Below are 17,340 nucleotides of genomic sequence, written 5' to 3'. Positions count from 1 at the left end.
CGTTATCCGTTCTATTACTGCCATCGAAGCTCCCCGTGCCGGACAACCGGCGGCAGGACAGCTTACGCGGCGCAAAAGCGGACATTTGAACTTGGCCAGAAGCGGACATTACAACTTAGCCGCTACACAGTTGTCGGGTGATTAAAAGAATTATGTAAAATTGACTACGGACTCCGCGAGGCGGAGCGTTGAGCTATGCGCAAACTGTGCGTATAATGTGCTTGTAGAGTTCGCTACTTGGAGCGGCCCATGAGCGCCATTGCCTTTGCCGATGTCCTTGAGTCTGCGCGGGAAGCGGGGACGTCCCGTCTATCCGCCGCCAACCTCGCCAACGTCTTGGGCTTGCAACAGCAAGACCTGGCAACCTTGGCGGGTGTTCATCGCAACACGCTGCGCACCCATCCCGAGTCACAGAAACTCCAGTCCACCTTGCGCGACCTGGTGCGCGTGCTGTCCGCAGCTGCGGCGGTGCAGCCGGACTTCGAGCGAGCGCTTTTTCTGGTCAAAAACCAGCCCATCCCCACGTTTCGCCATAAGACTATCCTGCAACTGATCCAAGACGGGCGGACTGAGGATGCGATCGACTATCTGGAGTCGATCAGCGCAGGATTTGTTGGATGATCCTGACGCACTTGCCGGCGGGAACTGTGCTGTACCGCGCACATACACCCCGCTGGGCCAGCCGGCCAGCCAGTGGAGCAGGCGCCGCAGCAAAGGGCGGGCGCTTTAACCGTGAAGGTGTCGAGGCACTGTATTTGTCGCTGGAAGAACTGACGGCGCTGCGCGAGTACCAGCAAACCTCGCCGTTCCTGCCACCCTGCACGGTCTGCTCCTACACCGTCGCGCTGCGTAATCTGGTCGACCTGCGGCAACTCCACCGCGGCCCTCTTTGGGACGACCTTTGGCACGACTGGAGCGAGGATTGGCGGCACCTGAAATTCGAGCTGCACATCGAGCCCCCGACCTGGGTTCTCAGCGACATGGTTCGTGAGCACGGCTTTACCGGCATTGTGTTTCCCAGCCAGACCCACGAGAGCGGTACAAACGTCGTGGTGTTTACCGACCGCCTCGGCGATGGCAATTCGATCGAGGTCAACGACCCGGATGGCCAACTTCCGCGGGACCAGGCGAGTTGGTCGCGTTGAACACCTGTCTGAGGTCTCATGCCGCTGGTATAGAATGCCCGCTCAACCTTCACCGCAGTGTAACGGCGCCTCTTGTTCGCCGACTGTCGTCCGAATCGCCAAGGCAGGGAAGCTTTGACTAAGGGCTACGATCTTCGCCGGTTTGACCACCTCGTAGACGTTAAGCGATTCGCGAGCATTTCCGCCGCCTCTTTCCTTAATCTGCGCCACCAGCGAAACACGATCGTCGTTGGCGGGCGCCTCGTTGATATTGAAAACAAGCCGTCGCTCCTTATCGAGCACATCACCAAGCCAATAATATTCTCCGCGGTCGAAAATGGGTCGTGACAGGCCCGCCTCGGCTTCCCATAAGGCAAATATCTCTTCAAGAGAAGGAAGCCGCGTGGGCAGAACAGATTCCTCATGACTGGACTTTAGGACGCCCAGCTCGTGAATGTTCGCCCTGAAGACCATGCGTTCGGTTGGCTCAATGGTAGAGATCGCGGGAAGACGATAAAAGGATCGATAAGCCGAATCGTTCACATGTATCTCGGCCCCGTCATCCCGAACGCTGATCAGTGCAGCATGCCAGCGCGCCGGCAATGTATGGGCTGGTGGGCGTCGCGCGTCGCCAATCCTCGATATTTCGCTTTTTGACAAGATCGCCGGCACTTTCATCGGGTGCGCAAAAGGAAGAACGTTTGTTTTGCGCAGGTCTGAAGCCAACACTTGCGAGATCGCATCCCAGTTGTTCGACGAGTGCTCGGATCTGCCCCAGCTGTAAAAAAGTTCGATCATGTGATCGGTCCATGCGTCGGAGGCGCACCGATCGTTCCCCGTCACGAAAGCCAGAACGAACAAGAATTCCATGATTGACCGGTGAGCAAACTTGTAGTTGCCCGCGCTGTCTCTGTTTAGCAGCGATCGCGAGGTGAGATGCCATTGCTGCACATCCGTGTCGCACTGACTAGCCAGGGCTGACAATTCCCGAGCCGTTAGCTTTTCGGCCCGACGAGCCGATCTACCGAGATAGATATCGACCGCGATCACTTTGGACACAGCAAGAAGCTTATCCGGGTCAATCCACCGACTCTCCCGTTGGAGCCAACGATCAACCATGAAAGCATAAAGGTCAAATGTCTCCGTATATGTCTTCTTCTGTTTAACGAGTTCAGGGATCTGCTCAATAAGCATGGGTCGCGCGCCCAGATCGCCGATTGCCTTGATCAGTGAAAGGGCTCGTCTTTTCTTGAAAATGAAGAAGAACGGGAAATGCAGTTCCACGTACCGGTTGACCTGTGCAACGGAGAAGGGCAACAGATATAGCTTGTAAAACTGGTACTCTCCCCGCTCGCCACCTGCTCGTGCGCCAAAATAGGCTATGCCTGTTTCCGTTGGGATCGACATTTCGTCCGCGAAGAACTGAGATCGACATGTAATGACGACTCGCCTGAAATCGCGTGCTGCGTTCATGATCGTATTCAGCCGATCGTTGAACGATCCAATGGCCTCAGTGTCTTCATCAAGAGCATCCAAAAGCAACACTGTATCGCGCGGTTCCGAGATTCGGGAGATCAACGAAAGCGCGTCATCGCGACCTAATGGTACGACCGCCACCTTTCGATCGTTGGCTTGTTTTGACCTTTGCTTCTGGACGAAATAGTTGAGACAGAAAGTTGTCTTGCCCATTCCTGAGTCCGCGAGCACGATCAAGTATCGGTGGCCATCCGCAGCTTCGAAAAAATTGTCTACCGCGCTGAGTATCGGCTGCCGCACAGCGGCGACGCGAAGCAGGTCGGACTCGTTCGCCGGATCTGTCTGCGCGCAGTCGGGTTCGACGTAAAGCCGCTCGGCCTTCCGTATTTCAGCGTCGCCGAACGCGACCATGTTTTCTGACAGTCGTATCCGCGAGATGCGCGCCCTTTCGCTGTTTGCGGTCCGCCACCTGTTGAATTCGTTCAAAAGTCGCAGGCAGACCAACAGTCCGGCGGCTATGCTAATCAGAATCGCGATCGATTTTCCGAATGCGCTAATCCTTACAGTCTCATACAGCGCCGTAAGCCAACCTATGTTTGTCGTAACGCTCTCAAATAGCTGTCGCATGGATGTTTTGATATTTTGGGTCTTGGCCGTGCCCGCTGATGCCTCACCTAACTAGCGCCGATTTTCCGACATTCATGGGCACCTCATAACATGCATTGACACCGACAACAAAATGCAAGCTCGCGTCTTTAGACGCTTCCCCTTATGCGCATGCTAGCAGGACGCGGGACAACAACGACTGCCGCACATCACGAAGCCGAAAGAGAATCAATACTGTCGATCCTTCCTCGCGTAACCGGACGGTGCAGTGGTCGGCCCGACTCCCACCGGCTCAGATTCGAACGGTCACAAGTCGCTGGTCGAGGTCGCCGAGCAGTTTCGTTAGGCTAGGTCTCGTCCGCCCTCGCTCAATGGCCGGTCTTCGGCGAGCAGATTGCGGGCGGCACTGCCTCTACCCGGCCAGTTGCAGCCAGTCGCTCAAAGCCTCTCGCCGACGTTCGAACGTCCGCTGCCGGTCGTGCAGCAGACCGTCGTAAACCGACAAGCGCTGATGCGGATACGCACGTGATCGGAGCACTCTGCCCGGCGCGAGGAATGCAAGCTTCGGCGACCAGACATCGACACCGACAAAGCAATTGGGCCTCAGGTCGTACAGGCTATGGCAGCACAATGCCCAAGGGAAGCACAGCACTCTTGAGGAGCTGATATGCCTGCGGCGCGGCCGAGAGCGTCTGAATGGTTTGGCCGACGGTGTTGAGCAACGACGTCAGCTTCAGGCCGTTGGGCTTCGGTTGGTCGAGCTCGCTGACAGAATCGTTGATCACATGTTCCAGCTCTTCACGCGTGCCAGCCGCCGCGTTCGAGGCCGCAAGTTCCGCCAGCACTTCTCTGAGCGCCTGCTTCAACCGTTCCTTTTCGTCCGCACCAATCGATTGCGAGATATTTGACAGGGCATTGCCGCCGGTCTGCACCGCGCCAACGGCGCCATAAAAATTGTAGCTGTGAGCCGTCTGTTTTTCGTTGGTCATTGCCTTGCGTGCCGAGTCTTCGCAATAGAGGTCGATCTCGACGAAATGCTTGTCGATCTGATGGTTGAGTTCGCCTTGGAAGCTTCCCAGCGACAGCTGCTTTCCTCCCCCCAACGACTGCGCCGCGCGCAGCTTGGCGTCGATTTCGTCAAATGCCTGTCGTAGCGTGTCCTCAAAAAAGCGCTTGAACTCGTTGGCAGCTTCGCCGGCGTTCTCATTGCCGTAGGTTTGATGCACGCGCACGATATTCCGCCAGATCTGGATCGCACGATCTCCCAGTGCCGTGATCGCGGCTTGTTCGAGCATGTGAAGTCTCGCGCCAGATCCGATCAGCCCTTTCGCAGCACACTCGGCGTTAATCCGAGCGATCTGCATGTCGAGCAGTCGCGCACCCTCGGCGAACTGGACGCGGCAGAGTGTGTGAAACCTCTCGATGGCGAGACCGCTCAGTATTGGCATTGCGCTATCCCTGGGGATTAGACGGAGTATTATGCCCAGGTTTGCTAGAAACCGAGCGCTTACGTTGTATGGCGAAGACTCGGTACGCGTGAACCACGACAGCGTTCAGCTGGACTACGTAGACGCGCACGCCGCGGCAAATCTTGGCCGTCCGGAAACCAAAATTCGTCGATCACCTTACAGTCGTCGCAGGCAGCAGTAGACGGCCAGGAGCGGACCTTCGCGGTAGGCGTCCAGTTAGTCGACAATCTTTACGGCGTGGTATCGGCCTCCGCGCGCGCCCCTACCCACATAGCCAAGCCCCCTACGCCGAGCGTCGCAACAAGCATCATGGCCAGGCTCCCCAAAACCGACCAGTCACCGTGGAAAAGCGCGGCCAAAAACGCTACCGGGACAACTCCGACACCCATAATAAAAATCCCGATAAATAACGCCAGCGTTCCCCACAACTGAAGCGTCACCAATACTGACGCGACCCAGAGGATTGCACCGAAGAGGAACGATGCAATCAGGAGCGCGACCGCCGAAAAACCTCGCGTCTTACGGAACGCGGCCAGCGGCACAAAGCCAAAAATACAGGCGAGCAATGTCAGTGAGAAGGCCGGGCGCAGCCAAGGCCCAAAATGAACGCTGAGCCACGTGATCCCGAAAATGAGCGCCACCGCGATCGCGAGCCCAAACAGAGTCAACGCGATTGCAGCAAGACCAAACCCCACGCCTTTCATCTTTTGTATGGTGCCCACGGTGCCCCCTCAAACGCGCCCTGAATCGCGGCCTATTCTTCAGGGGTTTTGCGGATGAATATAGGCGTTGCTACCGCATTTTTCTAGGGCTGGTGAGCCGAAAGTACGTGAGTTAGCTACTCTTTCGGCCGAAAGCGACTCTGAGCAACACTGCTAAGAAGCCTAAAGCGCGATCCACGTCCGTCTCATGTTGCGACCGGTCATGGTCCCCTTCGAGTCGCGTTATGCCGTTTGCATGAGATGCGCATCCGATGCGATCGTCGCACCCGGCCGTCGGGCTCTAGCCGGGCCAGTTTGAGACGTTCCACCTAGTGCCAGAATTGTCGACAAATCCGACAAAAACGATGGCAGGCGCAAGATGGCGGGCGCTGCTTGAGACGGCAACGCCCGCTCTGAATGCGACCGGGTTAGAATCTCGCTCAACGACAAAATCACATTACGGGGGAATCGGTGAAGGCTTTGATGTTGACTTGCCTTTCGGTCATTGCTCTGAGCTCGTGCGGGAAGTCTGACGAGGTACATACGGTGTCGTCAGTCACATACCCTAATGCGCCGACGGTGAAGGCACTACCCTTTTCGATTGAAAACGTAGCGCTAAGTGACCTGTTTCAGAATAATCTCAAGGTTGCAAAAGTGTATGTAGGGATCAACGGCGGGACGGCGGCAGAATGGTCGGCTACTTCGATCGCAATTGCCGAAAAGGTGTCTACGTTCGGGGCGGATTCTATCGAAGTGTCGGTCAACCGCGACGACGTAAAGCAAACCCGTGGGATCAGATTTCGAGAGCTTGCGCACGCATACTACAGTCCGAACCCGGCTCACACGGTATGGGAAGGTGATCCCGAGTGGAAGGTGTTGCAGGCCGATCCAGCGCACCTATCGACACAGCAGGAAGTCAGCATCACCGAAGAATACGACGCACTGAATCAAGCGCTAATCGATAAAGGCATGGATAACGAAGCCGCTGACCGGAAGGCGGCTGCAGCTATCGCGAGGAAGTATCACTTGCCGAAAGACTGGATGCTGCCAGTCGGTAATACATTGAGTGACGTTTCCCGCGAGTCGATGAACGTGGACGCTGGTCCCGCCTCCGCCGCGCTTGCTTCTCTCGACAAGTGCATGAACGGAAAGATAATCCGCATGTTGACCACTTGCGATAGCCGTTAAATCCCCAACAAAATAACTCGGGCGCTCAAACACGCGGACCGCGTTCGGCCAGATAGCGTCACTCGCCCGTCTCGGCAGTTTGCCCTTCGAGCGGCGGCTTCGGGTTCGACAACAGTCTTAAGTCGCGGGCTGGACAAATCAAACTGGCTGACGTCGCCCGACATAATGAGTGCAAGAGCCGAAATAGCGACGCATCGACCTTGTACTCTGGCCCCGTTTGGTCTAATGTCCAATCGCTATCGAATGGTTGCAGCGGACATACCCACAATGGGGGAACCATGGCGCACACGGGGGATGGCAGTGGTTACGGTAAGGCCGGCGTAGAAGCGTTGACGCGAATCACGATAGAAAAGGAAAAGACTCGGCGTCTTCTAATCGCCTTTGCTTTCGCCTTCTTTCTCGTAGCGGCCGTGGTAATGATTTTCGCACCACCCGACAAGCAAGGTCTTGGCTACGCGCTCGGTGCCGCCTTAATCGTTATCGCGTTAGGCGCGATAGGCGCCTCACGATTCCAACTCAAAGCTCCTGGGGTTTCGATTAGCACGACCTCCATCGACGACCAATCTAGAGCAGTGGACCAAGGCGATCCGACCCGGTCCAATCGCCGCACGACCCGCTCGGCAACGCGACCACCTCCAGAGCAGCAGGAAGCCGAATGAGGTCAGCGAAGACCGCGCACGCGGCGATGCCATTAGAAGGTTCTCAAGAGGGGGCGGTGCGCGGCCGTGATTTGATCGGCGATGATTGGCGTGGACTGCAAGGGGTGAATCGCCGCAGTGCCCCTTAGAACGGCCTTTCGAACCTCGATGGCCGGCTTCGGGTCGATCAGCGACGCTCGCGGCGCACGCCCCGAGCGCCTGGAGTACGAAAAAACCCCTTTATTGACGGCACCCCAATTCACATGACGGTCGCGTCGCAGTCAGATAAATCATCAGGGCTGACTCCCGTGTAGTCAGCTGGCACCGACCAGCGTCTTCAGTCGCTGAGCAAGGGCAAGGGAAGTGCCAATCGGTACCACCGTCATGCCCTCCTTGATAGCTGCGTTCGCCTGGTGAAATCCTTCGATCCAGTGCAGCCCGCGACTCCTCGGAGCAACCAGTGGTACCTCGAACAGGCCTTTTTTGAGCATGCCCTTGTGCATGGCGACCTTCGCGGCGCTGTAGTGATAGACATCGTTCGATTCCATCACGGCTTTTACCTTCTTGGCATCAGCGAGAACGATTGCCTGAGCTTCGCCGTCGCGGAACTCGCGGGCGGCGAACCCGATTCACAGAGCGTCGACAGACTCTGTTGTCAACCAAAAAAAAGCCGCGTCCGTGAGGCCGCCCCTTGGACTGGATATTGCATGCCAGTTTTCTGGAGGGAAAGATCATGATTAGACTATTCGGCGTATTGGCTTTAGGGGCTGGTCTCGCCGGCTGCGTCGTCGCTCCGCCGTACGGTTACGGTGATCCCGCGTACGGATATGGCCCCGGCTATTACGCGCCGAGCACTAGCATTGGAATCGGCGTCGGCGGCGGCAGCTTTGGTGGTGGTGTGGGCGTCGGTGTCGGCCTCGGCTTCTGAATTCGCCGACAGCCTTCGCCGTGATCGCCTGTGGCCGGTTCCGGTCGCAGCCCCGGCAGTTGCGGCCCAGTCCAGCGGCGCCCCGACAGCAGCATCACGACAAGCGCCTTACGGAATCACGCCCGCCGGGGCTCTTCCTACACCCCACGGCGCAATGACCCGGTGACGCGATCAGCGGGCATCGATCGCCAGGCCGCGCCCACCCCGGAACCGACCCGATCCGCCAATCGAGATTACCCCGTAGCCATCGTTTCGCCGCGACGCCCGCGGTCGCGTTAGCGAGGCTGCGGCGCTGCGCGACGATCTTCCCGCACGTCGGTGGGTCACGCTCCCCTACCCGGCCACGGTGCCGGTGATCAAGCCCACGCCGGTGTCTGAGACTGTCGCAGCTGGTTATCAACTGTTCATCGACCGCGTCAACGCCCGTCGCGGCTTCTGGAGCGAAGCCGGGAAACCGGCCAGTGCGGCCGGCCGATACCGTCACGCGCTGTCAGTTGCGGACCGGACGTGGCGCCACCACGGGTTGGACCAGATGACGGCGCTCGCAATCGGACGGAATCTGTTCATCCACGGGCAGCGCCGGGCGGTAGTAACAAAATTGGTTGAAAAGTAGTAACAGAATAAGTTGCGTGAGCGGTAAAAACAGACGCCGGCAAGTTGTGTCCAGAAATGAAGGCCCGGATAGCCCCAACTATCCGGGCCTTCATTTTTTGCACGAAACCGGGTACATTTTTGCGCGTGTCTCCCGGGAGCCCCGCCACACAAGGGCTTCCGATCGGGTACCCAATGCACCGGCCGGCGGAGCGACACCCGGTCCGGGACGATCGCCCGGCCGCAACACGTAACGAACATCACAGTTTCCGTACTGGACAGGGACCACATGCTGATCACCGGCGAAGTCGAGGATGTCGCGTTTCGCGAAACACCGATCGGGCCCGGCCGCACAACAGCCCGGGCTGCTGGCAGGAAAGCGCGACTGCGGCAGGCCCGCCGCCGACAGACCGACACACGGCGGATCGGGCTGCAGCACCTCGCGTTCTTCCGCGGGTATCTGGAGAGGCTGGATCTCGCCGACCTGGCGGACCAGTATCTGGAGTTCGGGCGCGACGCCCGCAAGGCGGAAGCCACGCGCAACTGGCTGGTGACGGCATTCGTCGCCGCCGCGCGCAAACGACACGATTTCGCGACCGCGCGGCTGCTGGCGATCCGCCCGGCGGCTCTTGGCACGCCCGCCGGGCCGGATGCGGCCGTCGTGCCGTCGCTGGACGAGTTCGCCGCGACGCACGACCCGCACGGCTTTCATACGGAAAAGGAACTGCTCGACCTGTTTGCCGCCCACCACGCGGGTCAAGATGCTGACGCGACAGCAGCGCTGCGCCGGCAGCAGCGGAACGCGCGGTTGCGTGCGAAGCAGATGGCGGCGCTCAACGAGCTATCCCGCCTGCTGGTCGTAGAGCGAAGTAAAGTTGTCACCAAAAGCGAAGTAAAGTCGTCAACACCAGTTTTTGCGTATTTCGCACGACAGTTTCATGGCGAAGATGATTGGACGCTTTAGCTCCATCAAGCATCCCCCTGCTCAGATGCGGCGAGCTACAGGTCGCGTTCATCCTTGCCAAGGCAAAATCTGCCTGCCATGCGATGGTGGAAATGTCGCGCGATGGCAATACGATGCTCCTTGCGCATCACTGGCTTCAATGTAAATGCTGGAGGAGATTGAGTCGCGTAAAGCAAGCCGCACTGCGCACAGTGATACGGCGAGCCCACAAGACTCGCGTTGAGGATATAGGGTGTTTCCCGCCCGCACCTATGGCATTGCGTCTCGAGCTTTCGTCGGTGAGCGGGACAACGGTTTTCGCTGAACATCTGGTACGTGACGCTGTGATGACCGAGCAATATGCATTGCCTGCAATACCGGAAGACCGGGTGATGCCTTCCCCGCTGGCCGGCCTCAAGGAGTGAAGCGCGCAGCACCTTGCCAGGCAGTAGCAGCATGCGGCTCAGATGCTTCACATCGACGGCATCGCGCATCGGCTCAACGCCTTCGTACGGGTCGATGTCAACGCCCACCAACCGCACCAGCGCATGCCCAGGAAGTCCGTTCGCACGCGCGAACTTCCACAGGATCGATACGATCGACTCGCCTGGCAACAGCCACCTTGCATCGAATATGAAGCCGAGTGCCGGGGTCAGCCGTCGCTCGTCGAGACTGAGTATCGGGAAGCGCGGCGCAATGAGCGCGGGCGCCTCCTTACGCGTGGACAAGCACCCGACCGGTTGCATGGCGCGACTGAACATAGCCGGAGTGCCGAACTGCGTGGGCCCACAACGAGGCGTCCGGACAATACCCCGGAGCATCCCTGAGTTCGCTATCCTTGAGTACGATCTCGACGGCCCGCGCGAACGATTCCATCGGGATTTCGAGACGCCCAGCCAGGGTCGCCCTGTGATGGGCGGCTTCGAAGGCATTCCACAGTACGACCGCATCGCTGACAAGTCGATAACCTGCCTCGAACGCTTGTGGCAGGTAGAATCTCGTGAAGCTCCATTGCGTCCCCTCGGGATAGGCCGTCTGGTCGTATCCGTTCAGACACGTGGCAACATCTTCGGCATTGCGGATTCCCTGGAAAGCAAGTTCTTCGACCATCAGGCGCGCCACGATCTGAGTTTTGCCCGCGATCTGCAGCGCGCTCTTCTGGGCGAGAAGTTCCTGTTGACCCACGAGGAAGGTGAACAGTTTGATTTGCTGGCGGTCGAGGGCATCGTGCACATCCCTCAGCCACTCGTATTCGTTTTCGTTGTAGCGCTGGGCTTCATCGCAAAAGAGCAGAACCGTCCCACTGCCAGCCCGCGAAGCCGCTTCGCGGATGCGAAGCGACAGCCGCATACGTTTCGCGGGGTTGGTGCCCGAATTTGGATCGTGATCGCCGACGGCTTCCAGCAGGTTTGAGAAGAATGGACCTTCTGCGTGCCTCGGCTTGTGCTCACACCGGGCGTGGTAGCTTGTCACCTTCGGATGTTCTCTGGCGAGCAGCAGGCGTAGGTATTCTATCGAACGCGTCTTGCCAATCCTCGGAGCGCCGTAAATCAGCGCGCCCGTCACACGGTAGCGAAGGCAACTCAAGACGAGTCCATAGAACGCTTCGATCGCCGGTGTGGCGATCCGGTAGTTTCCGGTGACGAGCGGATGCAGCGATGGATCGACTGGACGCAAGGCCTGAAGCGCCATGGCTCTCTCCTGTTAAAACCACCTGTTAGAAAACCTGTCCCGTCCCGATACCAAGCGCGCGCGGACGAACCGGTTCAACAGGTGTTGTATCGGCGACCACGGCGGTCCCCTCCGCTGCTTTCGCTGGCGGCGCTGCTGAAAGTGCATCAGTTCCCAGCGGACCTGTCGGCGTTTTGGCCGTTGGTGCGTTTGCGAGAAGGCGCAGCGTACGCGCAGCATCGGAGGCCGCCCTTCGTGACCTGTTCGCTGCTGCGACCTTCGTCTGTACATAGGCGTCGATCGGATTTTCAGCGTCTGCCATATGTCCTGATCTCCTGCTGCTTCTCGCCTTCAGGATTTCTGTGCGCAACGTCAGGTTGTGCGGCAGCACGCGCCAGGCACCTTGTGCGTCAAGGACGCCGAGCTCACTTCCATCGGCGAGGAAAGCACGCACGCAGCGAAGATCGTCGGCGTTGATGTAGACGCGAAGTGACTGGCCGATCAGTTGGGCGCTGCCGGCAAGGACGACGTTGGTATAGCGCACGCCGAACAGGTTAATGTGGGGCCGTACGCCGAGCGCAAGGTAGCCGCGCACACGGCAGTGCCGCGCCGATTGCATGAGACATAACGTTCGCCGGCGCACTTCTGGCAACCAGGCCAGCAAATGCCCTCTTCCACGAACGAAGAACTCCATCGCTTCGAGTGGCGTCACACCATTCAGCCCGCCGTGAGGCGTACCGTGATAGCTTGCTATCGCATAAGCGATCAGCTCGTCCAGCTCATCGAGCGACACATATAGACGAAGACTACCTTTCGGGTCGGCCAGCGCGCGCCGCAGATCGCGAGGATGAGAGCCAGTGTAGCCCGGCAAGCGCGAGGAGAGCTTGCTGGCGATCGTTCCGAAAAATCGCTCAATATACGGGCGCTCGTCCGGACTGTGCTTCGGCCCCGCACTGACGACGCAGCCAACGAACTCGCAAAGTGCAGCCAGCGTTTCGCCCGCAAGGTTTGCCTTCGCATTGTCGAGCCTGATGCATTCCCAACTGACGTAGGCAAGCTCGGGCATGAACTGTGACGCGAAACCATCCTGCGGCTGGCAGACGAGTCCGGGGATGGTGAAGGCTCGCATCGGCCGCGGTTCCAGCGCGTTCTCGATCGTCTTGATTACATCGTAACGGCTGTATTCGCGGCTCAGCGCCAGGTGATAGCCGAGCACAACCCGCGTGCATACGTCGATGATCACCAGTAGCCACACCCGCTCGACTTCAAACTCATGCTCGAAGCCGAGCGGATCGCGAACCACAACCTTAAGCCGTATATCGAGCCGGTGACCATCGAATTCGACCACCTGATACGGCCGCGTCGCCGCAGGAACGGGTGCATCGTCGGCACGTGGCAGTCCCTTCAGGTGCGAGGCACCGGCAGCGACTGCGACCGTTCCGAATCCGCGCAACAGCTCCGCTTTTATGCGCGAGGACAGCGACCGGATCCCACGCCCGGCGGTATTGAACGGATAGTCGGCGGCCGTTAAACCCAATCGCCTGCATTCCTGCAAGAAGTTTTGATGCAACGATCTTAATCCGTGCAGCCTGATCCGGATGCCCTCGGCGGAAGGTAACTGCCTGAGCGTCACGCGGCGCTGTCTGATCTGCAGGACGAGCCACGCAGCGAGCTTGGGATACCGCTCGAGCAGCAAGGAAAGCGCACCGACAGCACCGCCCCGTTCACTACGCAAGGTGACGGGCAGCAGGCGTGTATATTCCGTCACGCGGACATGAACGACAAGAGCACGAAAGCCGTATATCCGCCCATCGGCATGTAACGAGAGCGCTCTATCGAGAAACCGGTAAAGCTGTTTGCGGTCGACCCCCGTTGTGTTCTCGATACTGCCTACAGTTTCACCGCCTGCATAACGTTCAATGGCGTCGATATGTCTTTGCACACGACTGCGCGCGGTGGCGTCGAGTTCTGTCCATGCTAGTGTCGGCCACGAAGCGAGGTCCAGGGTCTGGAAATCAGGTCGGCGGCGGCTCATGACTTGACCAGGATCGCAACGAAGCGCGTCAGAAACGACAGGCTTTCCGTGTGCAACTCCAATGCCTGGATGCGACCACGGTGCAAGAGTTCAAAGACAGCGGCGCGGACGAGCGAAGGGTCGCCCGTTGAAAACTCACGCTCTATCGCCATCAACGATTGAGGCGACGCGACGAAGCGCTCGATTGCCCCGGGGAGCGAAGGCTTGACGAGGCCGCGGGCGGCAATCATCACGGGCAGGATACGCTGCCAGTTTTCGGTCCAGACGCGCGCAGCCGCCCTATCTGCTATATCGATGTGCCGGATGTCGAAGGCATCCGGATCGAAGTCAGTACAACTCTGCGGCAGACCGTTCACCAGCGTTGCTTCCAATAGCACCAGGCATTCACGGTCATCCGACCTTGCCCAGAAATCGACTACGCGCCGTTGCCCGTGGATTGCCACGAAGCCAGGCCTTTCACAGAAATTTTTTATAGCAGGGTCCGCCTCAAGCATCAGCCAGGCTTCGAACGCGCTGCGCCTGTACAGCGTCAGGCGTCTCCCGAGCTTTGGACTGAAGAGGTCATACCGGTGCGCGCCACGAGGACGCGGTAGCGCGAGCGGCTCGAAGCTTCGCAAAACGTTGACCATGTGCTCCACCTGCCAGAGGTTTCATGGTCTAGGACGAACTGGAATTGACGATTTTAATGCGCACTGATGCGAAGTGACGACATTACTTCGCTGGTAAACGAAGTAATGTCGTCAACTCGAAGGCTCCCGCCCTGTGCTGGCGGTCATTGATCGGTGACAACTTTACTTCGCTCTACGACATCGACCATGCAGGTATTGACGTAGCTCACCTGGCTCACCGTCAGCGCGCATGGGCCGGTCTTCACGTTGATGCCGTTGGCGTCGGTCGACGGCGTGCCGTTCAGATCATTCCCGTACACGTAGTTGTTCTGGAACAGGATGTTCGACACGGTGTTCTTGTCGATGCCGCCCACCGAGAGGCCGTGCGTCCCATGCAGCCGGGTATTGGCAACGGTGACGTTCGAGATGTTGCCGGAGTTGGTCTTGATCGCGATGCCGTCGTCGCCGGCCTCGATGTCGGAGTTGATCACCGATGCGTTGGTGAGGCTATCGATATCGATGCCATCGGCGTTCTTGCGCGTCGCGGGCGTACGGATGGACACGCCCCAGGCGGTGAAGCCGTTGCCGCCTTCCACATAGAGATTCGGATGCGCGGCCTGCGCCAGCGTCACGTTGTAGACGATGAAGTTCGAAATCTTGCTGGCCTGCACCAGCCTCGGCGTTCCGAAGATTAGGTCGCCGCGCCCGTCGACGGTTCCCGGTCCCATCAGCGATGCATTGGTGCCCGAGAATTGCAGCAAGTTGGCATTGCTCGCGTAGTTGTTGCCGATGAGCGTCGCGCCCGCGTTGATCGCGAGGCCCGCGCCATTGATCGTCAGGCTGCCCGTGTAGAACGCATCGTTGGAGCCCGATGACGCAAGCACCACGCTTTGGCCGGTTCCCGCACACTGATTCAGTGCGTCCTGAAGGCGGCTCGTGTCGTCGGTGGCCGGAGGCGACGAGCGCTGCGAGCTGGAGAAATTCGCGTACAGCGTCTGGCAGACGCCGGGATAGGCCGGTTCGCTGACCGACCGGCTATCGCCGGTCGCCAGCGATTGCGCGCCCGCTGAGCCCGCGCTCAGGAAGATAGCGGAGATGAAGAGGCTGGCGTTGTGGTTCATTTTCATTGAAACGGTCATCCTTTTGACGAAGAAGTTCACGCTGACAATCAACCCTGCGCGAGCGTCGCGATCTGATCCGGCGGTAGCGCGCCGCGATAGATGCGAAACTCGTCGATCGCTCCGTTGAAGTACGGATCCGCCGCGTACTGAGAACGTCCGATCCAGCTCTGCGCGCTCGGACCGAGATGCCACGGCGCGAACGCCACGCCCGTCGTCTGGCCGGTCTGGCTGCCGTTGATGTACAGCGTGAGCGTCGTGCCCGAGAGCGTCACGGCCACATGGGTCCATTGCCCGCTCGGCAGCGGCGCGTTGCCATTGACCTGACTCTCGTTGTGAGACCCGTTGAGCGTGATCGAAAAGCGCACCGTGCCACCACTGCTGTCGGGGGTGAGCATCATGTAATGGCCGGTGCGCGTGCCGAAATCGAACACGCGCTCCCATTGCTTCGTGCTGTTTGAATTGCGGAACACCCTCGTCGCGATCGTGAAATCCGAGACGTCCCCGACGATGTCGTTTGGCAGGCTGACGTAGCCGCTCGAGCCGTCGAGCAGCACCGCGTTGCCGGACTTGCCAGCGGTGCGCGACGCGCCGCCGACTAGCGTGCCCGTATGGCCGTTGCCGGTCGCGCCGGCCGCGGTCGTGCCGCTCGACTCGTCGAAGCTCAGCCAGGTATGCAACTGCACGGCCGTCACCGCGGCGACCTCGTTCGAGTTCGCGCTCTCGCCCGCTGCCGTCGTCGCGCTGACGACGTAGTACCAGCCGGCGTCACCGGATCGCGCGTGTAGGCGAGCGTGCCGTAGCCGAGCTGGTCGTAGCCGCCGCTCGTCGCACCGTAGTTGCCGCCGCCTTCCGGCTGGATCGCGAGCGGGAACTTCTCGGACCACGGCGCGGCCAGCCCCTTGCGATTGACATAGTGGTTGTAGACAAGCGCCCAGATCGGACGGATATCACCTTGCGACGCCGTCGAAAACCCGGGCTGCACCACGTCGACATTCGCGTAGCTCTCGTACGGCACCGTGAGGTAAGTCCCGTTGGATTGCACGAGGTTGGCCTTCGCCACGTACTCCGCGCCGGCGAGGAAGCGGTTGTTGTCGTAGCCGTAGAGATCGATGCCCGGGTTCCAGGCCATCTCGCAGATGGCGCCGCACAGCCCGATGCCGAGGTTGTTGTGCCCCTGGTCGCGCCCGCTCTCCTGCCATTGGCCGAGGTAGCCCGGGTGCAGGTAGTAGACCGCCTGCGCGATCGCACCGTTGCCAAGCCCGCTCAGGTAGTAGTTGACCGCCTCGTCGAACATCGCGCGGTCGTCACAGAGCACGCCGATCGCCATGATCGACGCCATGCTGCAAAGGTCCCAGTTGGCCCAGTAGTGCGTGTAGTCGGTGTTGTTGTGGCGGTTTAGGAAGTCGATGTTGATCGGATAGAAGATGTTGGACATCATCGACTGGAACGCCGTGAGGTCCGCTGCGGCGAGGCCAGGGTAGCTGCGCATGATCTCGCCGACGATCGCGAACTCGTAGCCATAGATGCCGGCGGCCAGATCGACGTTGGTGTCGCCTGCGAGACTCTGCAGCGTCGAGGACCACGCGTTCATGATCTGCACCGCCTTGTCGGCGTATGCCGTGTCGCCAGTGACTTTCCAGTACAGCGCGCAAGCGTAGGCGGCGGCGATGTCGCCATACAGCTGCGGATAGTTCTGCGGTCCGGTGCCGCCACGATTGATCTGCGCGGACGGCCGGGGCGGCCAAGACAGTCGCGTGTGGCCGTTGGCGGTCAGCACCTGAAAGCCGGCGTACCAGGGCTGCGCCTGGGCGGCGACCTTCTGCGCCATGCGGTCGAAGTCGGTCTGCGTGTGCAGGAGCCCCGGATGCACGAACGCGCCGCTCGTCGCAACGGCGGCTTCGCCGGTTGCCGCTCGTCCGAACACCAGGCTCGCCGCGTTGATGCTCACCGCCCTCGCAACGGCCGAGCGGCTCACGGCCGCTTCGCCGACGCTGCCGCCCCCCGCCGCATGCGCTCAGCGGCAACGCGCCGAGGCTGTGCAAAAAGGTGCGGCGCGACACTGCCAAGGTAAAACTGTTTGTTCTGGTTCGATCCATATCGCGATTCCGTTCATATGGTGTCACTGACCGGCATATTCGAGCCATTCCGGGATCGGCGTAATCGAGCCACCGGATGATCGCCGCAATCGAGCCAGTGCATGATCGGCGCAATCGGGCCACTCGATGATCGGCGTATTGGAGC

General features: G+C 59.7%; 15 protein-coding genes and 1 pseudogene. 6 read left to right on the top strand and 10 right to left on the bottom strand.

What is annotated here, in order from left to right; translation table 11 throughout:
• Window positions 1-249 precede the first annotated feature (249 nt).
• Both ACLFKU_RS39640 and ACLFKU_RS39635 read left to right on the top strand, forming a co-directional pair.
• Window positions 250-621 carry a DNA-binding protein gene (locus ACLFKU_RS39640; RefSeq protein WP_410852851.1) on the top strand — a complete coding sequence of 124 codons (372 nt, stop codon included), beginning with the start codon at window positions 250-252 and terminating at the stop codon, window positions 619-621.
• Entirely contained in the window at window positions 618-1,145 is a 528-nt protein-coding gene (locus ACLFKU_RS39635) for an RES family NAD+ phosphorylase (protein ID WP_410852850.1), read from the top strand. Before ACLFKU_RS39640 ends, ACLFKU_RS39635 begins: the two co-directional genes overlap by 4 nt.
• A 42-nt stretch (window positions 1,146-1,187) precedes the next feature.
• On the opposite strand, the gene ACLFKU_RS39630 is transcribed toward ACLFKU_RS39635, so the two are convergent.
• From ACLFKU_RS39630 to ACLFKU_RS39620, 3 genes are all read right to left on the bottom strand, one after another.
• The gene (locus ACLFKU_RS39630; RefSeq protein WP_410852849.1) at window positions 1,188-3,011 is read right to left on the bottom strand and encodes an NACHT domain-containing protein; all 1,824 of its coding nucleotides are present in this window, start codon (window positions 3,009-3,011) and stop codon (window positions 1,188-1,190) included.
• A gap of 812 nt (window positions 3,012-3,823) precedes the next feature.
• A complete protein-coding gene (locus ACLFKU_RS39625) occupies window positions 3,824-4,654 on the bottom strand; it encodes a hypothetical protein (protein WP_410852848.1) in 831 nt (276 codons plus the stop codon).
• Window positions 4,655-4,905: 251 nt separating this feature from the next.
• On the bottom strand, window positions 4,906-5,397 hold the full coding sequence (locus tag ACLFKU_RS39620; RefSeq protein ID WP_410852847.1) for a hypothetical protein: 492 nt from the start codon (window positions 5,395-5,397) through the stop codon (window positions 4,906-4,908).
• Window positions 5,398-5,955: 558 nt separating this feature from the next.
• On the opposite strand from ACLFKU_RS39620, the gene ACLFKU_RS39615 reads away from it, so the two are divergent.
• Window positions 5,956-6,564, top strand: a complete 609-nt coding sequence (locus ACLFKU_RS39615) for a hypothetical protein (protein WP_410852846.1) — start codon at window positions 5,956-5,958, stop codon at window positions 6,562-6,564.
• Window positions 6,565-7,516: 952 nt separating this feature from the next.
• Here ACLFKU_RS39615 and ACLFKU_RS39610 read toward each other — a convergent pair.
• Entirely contained in the window at window positions 7,517-7,750 is a 234-nt protein-coding gene (locus tag ACLFKU_RS39610) for a hypothetical protein (protein WP_410852845.1), read from the bottom strand.
• A 185-nt stretch (window positions 7,751-7,935) separates the two neighbouring features.
• Between ACLFKU_RS39610 and ACLFKU_RS39605 the strand changes: the two genes are divergently transcribed.
• From ACLFKU_RS39605 to ACLFKU_RS39595, 3 genes are all read left to right on the top strand, one after another.
• Window positions 7,936-8,130 carry a hypothetical protein gene (locus ACLFKU_RS39605; RefSeq protein ID WP_410852844.1) on the top strand — a complete coding sequence of 65 codons (195 nt, stop codon included), beginning with the start codon at window positions 7,936-7,938 and terminating at the stop codon, window positions 8,128-8,130.
• 352 nt (window positions 8,131-8,482) lie between these two features.
• Window positions 8,483-8,743 (top strand): hypothetical protein, encoded by a 261-nt coding sequence (locus ACLFKU_RS39600; protein ID WP_410852843.1) that lies wholly within the window; start codon window positions 8,483-8,485, stop codon window positions 8,741-8,743.
• Between the two features lie 267 nt (window positions 8,744-9,010).
• Entirely contained in the window at window positions 9,011-9,685 is a 675-nt protein-coding gene (locus ACLFKU_RS39595) for a hypothetical protein (protein ID WP_410852842.1), read from the top strand.
• Between the two features lie 35 nt (window positions 9,686-9,720).
• Here the strand turns inward: ACLFKU_RS39595 and ACLFKU_RS39590 are convergent, their stop codons facing one another.
• From ACLFKU_RS39590 to ACLFKU_RS39565, 6 genes and pseudogenes are all read right to left on the bottom strand, one after another.
• Window positions 9,721-10,392, bottom strand: coding sequence for a hypothetical protein (locus ACLFKU_RS39590; RefSeq protein WP_410852841.1), 672 nt, complete (start codon window positions 10,390-10,392; stop codon window positions 9,721-9,723).
• Window positions 10,379-11,356: an AAA family ATPase gene (locus tag ACLFKU_RS39585; RefSeq protein ID WP_410852840.1), complete on the bottom strand. Its 978-nt coding sequence runs from the start codon at window positions 11,354-11,356 to the stop codon at window positions 10,379-10,381. Before ACLFKU_RS39585 ends, ACLFKU_RS39590 begins: the two co-directional genes overlap by 14 nt.
• A gap of 25 nt (window positions 11,357-11,381) precedes the next feature.
• The gene (locus ACLFKU_RS39580) at window positions 11,382-13,370 is read right to left on the bottom strand and encodes an integrase (RefSeq protein WP_410852839.1); all 1,989 of its coding nucleotides are present in this window, start codon (window positions 13,368-13,370) and stop codon (window positions 11,382-11,384) included.
• Window positions 13,367-13,999, bottom strand: a complete 633-nt coding sequence (locus ACLFKU_RS39575) for a hypothetical protein (protein ID WP_410852838.1) — start codon at window positions 13,997-13,999, stop codon at window positions 13,367-13,369. Before ACLFKU_RS39575 ends, ACLFKU_RS39580 begins: the two co-directional genes overlap by 4 nt.
• A 143-nt stretch (window positions 14,000-14,142) precedes the next feature.
• The gene (locus tag ACLFKU_RS39570; protein WP_410852837.1) at window positions 14,143-15,105 is read right to left on the bottom strand and encodes a glycosyl hydrolase family 28 protein; all 963 of its coding nucleotides are present in this window, start codon (window positions 15,103-15,105) and stop codon (window positions 14,143-14,145) included.
• Between the two features lie 41 nt (window positions 15,106-15,146).
• A pseudogene (locus ACLFKU_RS39565) lies at window positions 15,147-17,195 on the bottom strand (LamG-like jellyroll fold domain-containing protein).
• Between the last annotated feature and the right edge of the window lie 145 nt (window positions 17,196-17,340).

Origin of the sequence: Paraburkholderia sp. EG304 (genome assembly GCF_046543485.1) — a bacterium.
Classification (GTDB): Bacteria; Pseudomonadota; Gammaproteobacteria; order Burkholderiales; family Burkholderiaceae; genus Paraburkholderia; species Paraburkholderia youngii.
The sequence above is the reverse complement of the archived record's forward strand: the minus strand, read 5'-3'. Positions and strand labels throughout refer to the sequence as shown.